This is a genomic window from Myxococcus sp. CA039A, from assembly GCF_013336645.1.
Taxonomy (GTDB): domain Bacteria; phylum Myxococcota; class Myxococcia; order Myxococcales; family Myxococcaceae; genus Myxococcus; species Myxococcus llanfairpwllgwyngyllgogerychwyrndrobwllllantysiliogogogochensis.
Genome location: NZ_JABUMQ010000359.1, coordinates 1 through 10,814, shown reverse-complemented (window position 1 = coordinate 10,814; position 10,814 = coordinate 1). Strand labels below are relative to the sequence as shown.

Here is a 10,814-nt window from a genome sequence, read left to right as displayed (position 1 = left end):
GTCCAGGAGAGGCAAGGGGCCGTCGAGCCGCTGTCGCCAGTATTCCCAGTCAGTCTGCTGGCGGGGACTCGACAGGTATTGCTGCTGCAATTGGAGCCACGTCGCGGGATGCCCGGGTGGGGGCAGCGCGCCCTCGCTCCCAGTCCCCTCGTAGAGCTGGATCAGCTCCTCCACCAGCACGGCGAGCGACCAGAAGTCCGCGATGAGGTGATGGAACGCCAGCAGGAGGACGTGCTCGTCGGCCGCCTTCGAGAACAACGTCGCGCGGAGCAGCGGACCCCGGGCCAGGTCGAAGGGTTGGAAGGCGGCTTCCCTCAGTCGGGCGTGGCTCGTGTGCGAGTCTTCACCCGAGACGTCGACGACCTGGAGGAGGTCCGCGCGCCGGGCGTGGAGTCGCTGGATGGGCTCTTCTCCGACGAGGGAGAAGGTGGCGCGCAGGGAGGGGTGGCGCGCGACGAGCACCTCGAACGCGCGGCGCAGCGCGGCCACGTCCAGGGGCCCTCGGATGTGGGCCGCCCTCGCGAGGATGTAGGCCAGGGAGGAGGGTTTGAACTGCTGGAGGAACCACAAGGCTCGCTGCCCCGGCGTCAGGAGCAGGTGGGCCTCCTGGTCGCGTGGGAACTCCTCGGCCCTCGGAGGTGGCGCCGCCGCGCGCAACGCCTCCTGCAGGTGGGTGACGAGTTCCTCCAGGGAGGGGGCGCCCAGCAACAGCCTCAACTCCAACGAGACGCCCAGGTCCCGTTCGAGGCGATGCTTCAATTCGACAAGGGCGAGCGAATCCAGCCCCAGCGAGTGGTGCGCGGCCTCGTGGGCGGGCAACCCCGGGGGGAGCTTCCCGGCCCGGGAGAGGAAGTCGATGAGCACGGCGCGCCGTTCGTCCTCGGAGCGCGCCATCAGGTCGTCTCGCGAGAGCCGGTCGGGCACTTCCCGCGTCTGGGGCGCGTCCGCGTGGACGGGGGCGAGTCGTCCCGCGAGCCAGGCCTCCCTGCACGCGGAGCGCTGGACCTTGCCGCTGGAGGTCTTGGGCAGGGCGCCCGCGCGGATGAGGACGACAGAGTCGACGCCCACACCGTGTTGCAGGGAGAGGGATTGCCGGATGGCGTTCGAGATGGCGTCCCAGTCCTCGCCCGGGTAGCGCCGGTCGAGCTCCTGGACGACGACGACTCCCGCGGTGGCCTCGTCACCGCGCGCGAACACCGCCGCGCAACCGGGACGCAGCGCGGGGTGGCTGCGCTCCACGGTCAATTCCAGGTCCTGGGGATAGTGATTGCGTCCCCGGATGATGAGGAGGTCCTTGTGCCGCCCGGTGACGTACAGCTCGCCATCTTGAAGGAAGCCGAGGTCCCCGGTGCGCAGCCACGGCCCGTCGTCCGCGCCCGCCACGTGGGCCGCGAAGGCCTGCTCCGTCGCTTCGGGTTGTCGCCAGTAGCCCTGGGCCACGCTCGGCCCCTGGACCCAAATCTCTCCCACGTGGCCCTCTTCGAGCCGCCGCCGCGTCCCCGGGTCCACGATGCCCACGTGCAGCCCCGCCGCCGCCTCGCCGCAGCTCACGTGCGTCGCGCTCGTCTGCCCGTCTTCTGGAGCACGCTCCAACGGGATGGCACGGTGGGCTTCCAGCGCTTCTCGCTGGAATGTCCGGACGCGGGCGCCCCGGCCCCTGGCGGGCCCCGTGACGATGAGCGTCCCCTCCGCCAGGCCGTAGCAGGGGTACAGCGCCTCCCGACGGAAGCCGCAGGGCTCGAACGCCCGGGCGAACGCGTCGAGCGTGTCCGCGCGCACCGGCTCCGCTCCACAGAAGGCCAGCTCCCAGGTCGACAGGTCCAACGTCGCCTTCTGGGCCTCGGTGACCTTCCGGGCACACAGCTCATACGCGAAGTTGGGCCCGCCGCTGCACGTCCCCTTGCGGTCCGAGATGGCCTTGAGCCACGCGAACGGAGCCTGCAGGAACGTGAGAGGCGACATGAGGTCCACGGGGAGCCCACCGTGGATGGGCGCGAGGATGCCGCCGATGAGGCCCATGTCGTGGTAGGGCGGCAGCCAGATGACGCCCCGGCTCTGACGGGTGAGGCCGAACCGCTCGTGGATGGCCTCGAGGTTGTGGAGCAGGTTGGCGTGGGTGAGCACGACGCCCTTCGGCGTCGCCGTCGAACCGGACGTGTACTGAAGGAACGCCATCGTGGAGGCATCCACCTCTGGTGCGCGCCAGTCCTCCGCCACCTCCAAAGGCAGCTCGTCCGTCAGCTCCCACTTCAGCCGCTCCAGCTCGGGGAACTCGGCGAACAGCCCCTCCGCGACACCGCGCAGGAGGGCGGTCGTGAGCACCCACTTCGCCTCGCTGTCCCGGACGATGCCAAGCAGCCGTGAGAGGCTTCGCTCCGGGCGCGCCAGCTCCGGTGGATAGACAGGGACCGCCACCATCCCCGCGAACAGGCAGCCAAAGAAGGCAGCCACGTATTCTGGACCGGGGGCATAGAGCAGCAGCGCTCGCTCTCCCACCGCCCCCTGCGCCTGAAGCCTCGCGGCGATGGCCCGGGCCTGCCGCGCCAGCGTGGCGTAGTCGACGCGCTGCTCCACCTGGCCGGACTCACCCAGGAAGCTGAAAGCCTCGCGTGTCGGCTCGGTCTCCGCCCGCTGTTGCAGAAGGGTGACAAGCGTGTGGCGGGGGAGCTGCGCGTGTTTGATTGAGAGGGATTTGTCCAATGCCACGGGAAGGCGCCCCCAGAACAACTCCAACCATGGTTGATGTAAGGGCTGGACCGTAAGGACTTAATTCCGGAATGTCAATTAAAGTTGTAAAGCCAGGAAAGTCGTGTCAATGTACTGGTGTTTGGTGGGGATGCCAGTGATTGGCAAGGAGAAGGCACGTGACGGCGCCAGGCATCTATCTTTTGCGACCCGAGCGACTGCCACGCCTGCGTGGGGAACTCCAAAGGGAGGCTGCTCAGGTAGCGGTGCTGGAGCCCCTTGCCGCGCTGCACCGGAGGTCGGCCGAGGATCAGGCGATCTTCGCGGCGCGGGATTCCCTGTCAAGACTGGGGTTGGGGGATGGGGACTTCACCCCGGTGGTGGACGACCCGGAGGCCTCGCAGGGCAACAAGGATAATGATCAGGCATTTGCCATTGTCCGGGTCGAGGGACGGGTGGTGCCGCTGCTCGTCCACAGCACGCTCCACGGATTCGTGACGTTGTTGGATGAGGCCCTCACGAGCGGCACGGACCTGGAGCCCGAGGCGTGGGGGCGATTGCGGCATGCCTACAGCGTGCTCTTCGACATGCTCCTGGACCGTCCGGTGGACCGGGAGGGCGCCGCGGCGCTCCCGCCCCCGCGCTCGACGGCGTCTGGCGAGCGGGACGCGCTGCGTAGGTGGACGCGCGGGCACTACGTCTTCATGTCACTCGTGCAGGGGATGGTGGTTGTCCTTCACGTCCTGCGTGAGGACGTGGAGGCGGGGAACCTGGAGGCCGCGCGCTCCGACCTGGAGCGCGTCACCGCCCTGATGAATGGCGCCGAGGTGGCGCTGCGCTTCACGGGCGACTATTCCTATACGGCCTACGAGAAGTCGGTCCGTCCCACCTTGATGCCGCCCGTGGCGCCTCCGGGCATGACAGGGCTGCGGTGGCGCGACCACGAATACATGGTGAAGGTGCTCGCCGGGTTGCGTCCCATCTTCGCGGGGCTCCCGGTGGAGCTGGAAGAGGCGCGTGAGGCCTTCTACCAATCCGTCGCGCGGGCCTATGACGCACACAAAACGGTGTGTGCCAGCTTCGTGGGGACCGAGCGCACCAGTCTGTTGATGGCCGAGCGGACGGAAAAGTCCGCCGTGGAGCTCCTGGAACACTTCAAGCGCGTGCGCCTCCACCTCATCAAGGAGTGAGCGCCGTATCGACCCGTTGGATGCTGGTTCCCTGGAGTTGGGGGGGAGGAACAAGACAATGGCTGCATTCCTGGGCAGTGACGAATCCGTGTCATGCAAGGTCGTCGTGAACCACGAAGGGCAGTACTCCATCTGGCCCGTGGAGCGCCCCAATCCTCCCGGCTGGCGAGATGAGGGATTCCACGGAGCCCGCTCGGACTGTGTGGCCCACATCGACAATGCATGGACAGACATGCGTCCCCTGTCTACCCGGAGTGAGCAGACGTCGTAGGGTTTTTGCCGTCTCCCAGAAGTCAGTCGAGGAAGAGGCCCCGTGGGGTCCTGGCGGAGCCTTGCCCTCGTGATGTGGCCGGTCGAACGACTGCAGTCTCTTGATGTGGAGGAACACCCAGATGAAGACCGACAACGCGCTTTTGAAGGTGGCGGCTCGGCCCGCCACGGGTCCGCTGACGCACGATGATCTGACGTTCATCCTGTTCGGCGCCTCGGCGGCCCAATATCTGAACGCGGCCTGCGAACTCAACCTGTTCGAACTGCTCGAGCACAAGCCGGGCCTCGCGAAGGAGGAGATTGCCCTGCGGCTGGAGTTGCAGCCCCGGGCCATCGATATCCTGCTTCTGGGCACCACGTCCCTGCGGCTGACGGAGCGGGTGGACGGGGCGTACCGCAACGCCGAGGTCATCAGCCGGATGTTCAAGGAGGAGACCTGGGCCATCTTCAAGTCGGTCGTCGGCTTCGAGCAGTACATCTGCTACGAGGGCCAGGTCGACTTCACGGAGTCGCTGAAGGCCAACCGCAACGTGGGGCTTCGCCGGGTGCGCGGGGCGGGACGGGACCTCTACCACCGCCTGTCCGAGAACCCCCACATGGAGCAGGTCTTCTACGAGTACATGCGCTCGTGGTCTGAGCTGTCCAACCCGCTCCTGTTCAAGCACGTGGATTTCTCGGGCGTGCGCAAGGTGCTGGACGTGGGCGGCGGTGATGGGGTGAACGCCATCGCGCTGGCCCAGGCGTACCCGAACGTGGAGGTGACGGTCCTGGAGATTCCGGGGACGGCGCCCCTGACGCGTCGGCGCATCGCGGAGGCCGGGTTGTCGGAGCGCATCAAGGTCCACGCGGGCGACATGTTCGCGGAGCCGTTCCCCCCGGGACATGACTGCGTCCTGTTCTCCCATCAGCTCGTCATCTGGACGCCGGAGGAGAACACCTCCTTGCTGCGCCGGGCCTACGAGGCGCTGCCGCCCGGTGGCCGGGTCGTCATCTTCAGCTCCATCTCCAACGACGCGGGTGACGGTCCGTTGATGGCGGCGCTGGACAGCGTGTACTTCGCGGCCATCCCCGCGGAGGGCGGGATGATCTACGCGTGGGAGCAGTACGAATCGTGGGTCAAGGCGGCGGGCTTCAAGCGCGCCGACCGCATCCCCTGCGGTGCCTGGACGCCCCACGGCGTCCTCCAGGCCACGAAGTAGCGAACTCTCCGCCCCATGTGCCTCGAGCACCGCCGCGCTCCGGTGTCGCCGGAGCGATGCGCGCTCGAGGCCGTGGAACGAAACCCCAGACAGGTGGGTCCATGAACATCCTTCAACACGCATACCGCAAGCTGAGCCTGCACGACTATCGCGTCCGCGCGCACTATGGCTTCCTGGCCCAGGGCGGCTCCCTCTCCGAGGAGAGCATGTTCATGAACATGGGCTTCTGGAAGGACGCCCCGGCCACGTTGGACGAGGCGGCCCGCGCGCTGGTGCGGCTCGTCGCACAGACGGCCAGGCTCGGTCCCGGGGACCGGCTCCTCGACGTGGGGTGCGGCTTCGGGGACCAGGACCTCCTGTGGATGGAGGAGTTCGGACCGGCGCGCATCGACGCGGTCAACATCAGCGAATCGCAGCTCAAGGTGGTGCAGGGGCGCGTCCTCGAGCGCGGCCTGGGCGAGCGCATCAACCTGTGGGCCGCGTCCGCCACGGAGCTGCCTTTCGAGGACGGCACGTTCGACAAGGTGGTGTGCGTGGAGGCCGCCCACCACTTCAACACGCGTGAGGCGTTCTTCCGCCAGGCCTTCCGGGTCCTCAAGCCCGGGGGGCGCGTCGTGCTGGCGGACATCCTGCCGATGGCCGGGCAGAAGGTGGGCGCCTTCGAGCGGCAGAACATGCACATCAAGGGCGAGAACATGTACACCCGCGATGTCTACGCACGGAAGCTCGCCGCCGAGGGCTTCGGCGCGGTGGAGGTCCAGTCCATCCGCGAGCACGTCTGCCCGCCCTATTCCTCCTTCCTGTTGCGTCGGGTGGGGGAGGGGGCCATGGCCGAGCGGATGAACCCGGTGGTGCGTTGGGCGGCCCGCGCCTACCTGAAGCGGTTCGGCACCTTCGAGAACCTGGACTTCGTCATCGCCTCCGCGGAGCGTCCAGCCCACGCCGCCGCGCGGAGCGCGTCATGACGACTGGGGCCGTGGCGGCGCGCGCCCCTCGCCTGCCGGGGCCGCGCTCGCTGCCATTGATTGGCTGGCAGTTGGAGGGCCTGCGGATGCTGGGCGACCCTCCCGCGCACTTCATGCGAGCGTTTGAGCGCTACGGCCCCGTCAGCGCGTGGGACCCGCGTAAGCCCAGGCACGTGTACGCGCTGGGCCCCGAGTACAACCAGCTCCTCTTCACCCAGCCGGAGCGCTTCATCTCGGATGCCTTCCGTGAGAGCAACCTGCCTCGCGATTCGGCGATGGAGCGGCTGACGTTCGGGTTGCTCCGGCTGAACGGCGCGGCCCACCGCAAGCACCGGACGTTGATGCAGCCCGCCTTTCGTCCCCAGCGCATCGACGCCTGCCGGGACACCATCGTCGGCTTCACCCAGGCGGAGTTGGATCGGTGGACGGTGGGGGAGACGCGGCCACGGCTCGACCAGGATCTGCTGCGGCTCATCATGCGCATCGCAATGCAGACGATGTTCGGACTGGACCCCGCCGGTGACGGTGTGCGGCTCCAGTACCTCATCGCCCGGTTGCTGGAGCTCGCCTCCGCTCCCACCACGCTGCTCCTGCGGGTGGACCTGCCTGGCGCGCCCTACCGGGAGATGCTGGCGGTCGCGCGGGAGATCGAGGACATCCTCGGGGTGCTCATCCGGCGCAAGCGGGAGGCGGAGGCCGGACAGTTGGACGTGCTCTCCGCGCTCATCACGGCGCGGGACGAGCATGGGCAGGGCCTCACGGACGACGAGCTCGTGGGCGAGGCCTACAACGTCCTGTGCCACTCCACGAGCGCGGCGTCCATGACGTGGACGCTCTTCCTCCTGGACCGACATCCCCAGGTGCTGGCCACGCTCCAGGAGGAGCTGCGCACGACCCTGGGCGGCGCGCCGCCGACAGTGGAGCAGCTCAAGAAGCTGGAGTACCTGGACCTGGTGGTGAAGGAGAGCTTGCGGCTGTTCCCTCCCGCCTCGTTCCTGATGCGCTACACGAGCGAGGCGTGCCAGTTGGGCCCCTACGAGCTGCCCGAGGGCACCATGGTGTTCGCGAGCGCCTACGTGACGCACCGGCTGCCAGAGCTCTTCCCGAACCCCCAGCGGTTCGAGCCGGAGCGGTGGAGGACGGCCACGCCCACGGTGCACGAGTACACCCCCTTCGGCGCCGGTCCCCACAACTGCCTGGGGCGCCACATGGCCCAACTGGAGATGAAGCTCGTCCTGTCCATGTTGCTGCAGCGCTTCCGGCCGACGCTCGTCCCGGGAGCGCGCGTCGACCGGGCGATGCGCATCTCGCTGGTCCCCAAGCTGGGGCTGCCCATGGTCCTCCTCGCGCCGGACCACCAGCCGCGGGTCACGCCCGTGCGCGGAAACATCCACGCGTCCGTGGAGCTGGTCTGAGTCCGGGGCTCGCATCTCCCCATTCCTTCACCACATCACCGCCGTCCTCGTCAGGAGCCCCGTGTCGCCCGTCCCGAAGGTCATCGTTGTCGGTGCTGGACCGACCGGTCTGACGCTCGCCGCCGAGCTCGCCAGCGCGGGCATCCCCTGCCGCATCCTGGAGCGCCGCGCCCAGCGATCCTCGTGGTCCCGAGCGTTCGGCCTGACGCCGTACACGATGGAGCTGCTCGACATGCGCGGTCAGGCCGACGCCACCATCGAGAAGGGCCTGCCTTGGAAGCACGGCCCGTTGGGGGATGGGAAGAGCTACCTGGACTTCGGGCGACTCGATTCGCGCTTCCCCTTCATGTTGATCATGCCGCAGAACCGCACCGAGGAGGTGCTGGAGGCGTGGGCGCTGCGCGCGGGGGCCGAGCTGGTTCGCGAGGCCCGCGTCGTGGGGCTGCGGCAGGAGGACTCGGGTGTGACGCTCGACGTGGAGGGCGCGGACGGCAAGACGTGGAAGGAGCACGCCAGCTACGTGGTCGGGTGTGACGGCGTGCGCAGCGCGGTTCGCTCCCTGTCGGGAATCGGTTTCGAGGGCATGTCGTACGACTGCTCGCTGGTCACCGCCGATGTGCGACTGAAACACCCGCCGGATCCGCCCGTGCACGCCATCACCGGCGCGCGAGGCACCGTGGCGGTCTTCCCCTACGGGGATGGCACCTTCCGGCTCATCGTGTTGGACCGTGCGCGCATGCAGGTCCCGCTGGAGCAGGCCGTCACGCTGGAGGAGGTGGAGCAGAGCGTGCGCGCCATCCTCGGCGTCGACCTGGGCATTCACGAGCCGCTGTGGATGTCTCGCTTCCGCAGCGACCAGCGCCAGGCGGACCGATACCGCGCGGGTCGGGTCCTGCTCGCGGGAGACGCCGCCCATACGCATATTCCCTCGGGAGGGCAGGGGCTCCAGGTGGGCGTGCAGGACGCCATCAACCTGGCCTGGAAGCTGACCGCGGAAATCAAGGGCTGGGCGCCTGCGGGGTTGCTGGACTCGTACCAGGAGGAGCGCCATCCCATCGCGAAGGCGACCCTTCGCAAGACGGACCTCGTGTTCAAGTATGAGATCTCCAGCGCCGCCCCGTTGCGGCTGGTGCGCTGGCTCATCATGCAGTCGCTGAAGGTGAAGGCGATCCAACTGCCTGTGGTGAAGGAGTTCGCGGGGCTGACGCTCCGCTATCCTCCGCCGCGCGGCGCGGACGCGCACCCGCTCGTCGGACGCCGCGTCCCAGACATCCAATTGGACCTCCCCCACGCGCGGCCGGTCCGCCTCTACGAGTTGCTGCGCCAGCGGCGGTTCGTCCTCGTGGACAGGACTCTCGAGGGGCGCTTCGCGAGCGTCGTGGAGCATGGCTGGGAGGACCGGGTGGTGGTGGCGCGCGGCGGCGCGTGGGACCGCATCGACCTGCCCCCCGCGCTGCTCGTCCGGCCCGATGGCATCGTCGCCTGGGGAGTGACGCGCGCCGGCGTACCGGGCCTGGAGGCGGTGCTCCACAAATGGTGTGGCGGACCGACCGAGGCCTCCGTGCCCGCGCGCGCCGCGGCCAGCGCCTGAAGACTTCACCCGGGCCCCGCTGTCAGGGCCCCCTGACGCCACATCCGTGTCGAGAAAGAGAAGACGCTGTGCTCCTGGTGGATCGTCTCATGTCGCGGCCCGAGTCCTGGGGCCGGTGCGTCCTGCTGTCGGCGTTGATGTGCCTGGTCGCTCTCGCCAGTCCCGCGAGCGCGGAAGGTGGAGCGACTGGCGGGCGCTTCGCCTATGTGAGTCACTTCTATACGCATGACATCACCGGGCATGTCATCGACCCGAGGACGGGGGCGCTTGGCGCGCTGCCGCTCGCCCCGTTCGCGGCTGGCGAGCGCCCGTCGTTCATGCGGCTGCACCCCAACGGGCGGCTGCTGTACGCGTTGAACTACTTCTCATCGAGCATCTCCGTCTACGCCATCGACCCGAGGACCGGAGCGCTGTCGCCCATCCCCGGCTCGCCGTTCTCCACCGGAGTGCGCCCCATCAACCTGGTGTTCACGCCGCAGGGCCGGTTCGCCTACGTGGCGAACTGGGGGGATGACACGCTGACGGCGTACTCGGTGGATGCGATGACGGGGTCGCTGACGCAGCTCGCGGGGTCCCCCCTCGCGACGGGGCCTCATCCGCTGTCGCTCGGGATGAATCCCCTGGGGCGGTTCCTGTACGCGGTCAACGATGTCTCGAACACCGTCACCGCGTATGCCATCCACCCGGTTACCGGGGCGTTGACGCCCGTGCCGGGGTCGCCCTTCGGCGCGGGGACGATGCCCTTCTCCGTGGCCGTCCATCCGTTCACGGGAGCGGTCTACGTCGCGCACGGCCTGTCCAGCGATGTCTGGGGCTACGCCGCGAATCCCATCACTGGTGCGCTGACGCCCGTCGCGGGCTCTCCGTTTCCGACGGGCGCGAACCCCGCGCAGATCAAGATTCACCCCTCCGGCCGCTTCGTCTACGTGGCGGATTGGGGGGACGGCACCGTGTCTGGCTTCTCCGTCCTTCCTGGCAGCGGTGCGCTGGTCCCGGTGCCTGGCTCGCCCTTCGCGGCGTTGGTGGGGCCGCGCTTCATCGCGTTCGACCTGGTGGGCGGGCGCATGTACCTGACGAACATCGAGACGGAAGGCCCCAACGTCTCGGTCTACACACTCGACGCCGCGTCGGGAGCGCTGGCTCCCATCGTCGGCTCACCGTTCCCCTCGGGGTCGAGCCCCTCGGCCATCGTGCTCACCGGGACACCGCAGTGAGCGCGCCGCCGGGGAGGCTGAGGGCCCACGTCGCCGCGGTCCTGCGCCCCCTGGTGGGTGGCCTGCCCCGGACCTTCTGGGTGCTGTGGTTGGGGACGCTGGTGAACCGGTTGGGAACGTTCATCCTGCCGTTCCTGGCCCTCTACCTCACGGGGGAGCGGGGCTTCACCGTGGAGCGGGCCGGGCTCGTCGCGTCGTTGTATGGCGCGGGCGCGGTGGTGGCCGGGCCGCTCGGTGGAATGCTGGCGGACCGCGTGGGTCGGAGGCTCACCGTGGCGGGGGGAC

General features: G+C 68.7%; 9 protein-coding genes. 8 read left to right on the top strand and 1 reads right to left on the bottom strand.

The window, feature by feature from the left end; all coding sequences use genetic code 11:
* Positions 1 to 2,706: AMP-binding protein (locus HR086_RS39620; RefSeq protein WP_174468202.1), on the bottom strand; the 2,706-nt coding region annotated here is incomplete at its 3' end.
* Between the two features lie 245 nt (positions 2,707 to 2,951).
* Here HR086_RS39620 and HR086_RS39615 point away from each other — a divergent pair.
* From HR086_RS39615 to HR086_RS39580, 8 genes are all read left to right on the top strand, one after another.
* The gene (locus HR086_RS39615; protein ID WP_174463620.1) at positions 2,952 to 3,875 is read left to right on the top strand and encodes a hypothetical protein; all 924 of its coding nucleotides are present in this window, start codon (positions 2,952 to 2,954) and stop codon (positions 3,873 to 3,875) included.
* Between the two features lie 58 nt (positions 3,876 to 3,933).
* Complete coding sequence (locus HR086_RS39610) at positions 3,934 to 4,146, top strand: MbtH family protein (protein WP_141645734.1); 213 nt, start codon at positions 3,934 to 3,936, stop codon at positions 4,144 to 4,146.
* A gap of 121 nt (positions 4,147 to 4,267) precedes the next feature.
* Positions 4,268 to 5,344 (top strand): methyltransferase, encoded by a 1,077-nt coding sequence (locus tag HR086_RS39605; protein WP_141645733.1) that lies wholly within the window; start codon positions 4,268 to 4,270, stop codon positions 5,342 to 5,344.
* 101 nt (positions 5,345 to 5,445) lie between these two features.
* Positions 5,446 to 6,309, top strand: coding sequence for a cyclopropane-fatty-acyl-phospholipid synthase family protein (locus tag HR086_RS39600; RefSeq protein ID WP_174455625.1), 864 nt, complete (start codon positions 5,446 to 5,448; stop codon positions 6,307 to 6,309).
* Entirely contained in the window at positions 6,306 to 7,724 is a 1,419-nt protein-coding gene (locus HR086_RS39595; protein WP_174463621.1) for a cytochrome P450, read from the top strand. The genes HR086_RS39600 and HR086_RS39595 overlap by 4 nt, the downstream gene beginning before the upstream one ends.
* A gap of 61 nt (positions 7,725 to 7,785) precedes the next feature.
* On the top strand, positions 7,786 to 9,315 hold the full coding sequence (locus tag HR086_RS39590) for an FAD-dependent monooxygenase (RefSeq protein WP_217440752.1): 1,530 nt from the start codon (positions 7,786 to 7,788) through the stop codon (positions 9,313 to 9,315).
* Between the two features lie 89 nt (positions 9,316 to 9,404).
* A complete protein-coding gene (locus HR086_RS39585; RefSeq protein ID WP_217440754.1) occupies positions 9,405 to 10,529 on the top strand; it encodes a beta-propeller fold lactonase family protein in 1,125 nt (374 codons plus the stop codon).
* Positions 10,526 to 10,814 (top strand): MFS transporter (locus HR086_RS39580; RefSeq protein ID WP_373564409.1); only part of this gene is annotated, 289 nt, incomplete at its 3' end. The genes HR086_RS39585 and HR086_RS39580, both read left to right, overlap by 4 nt.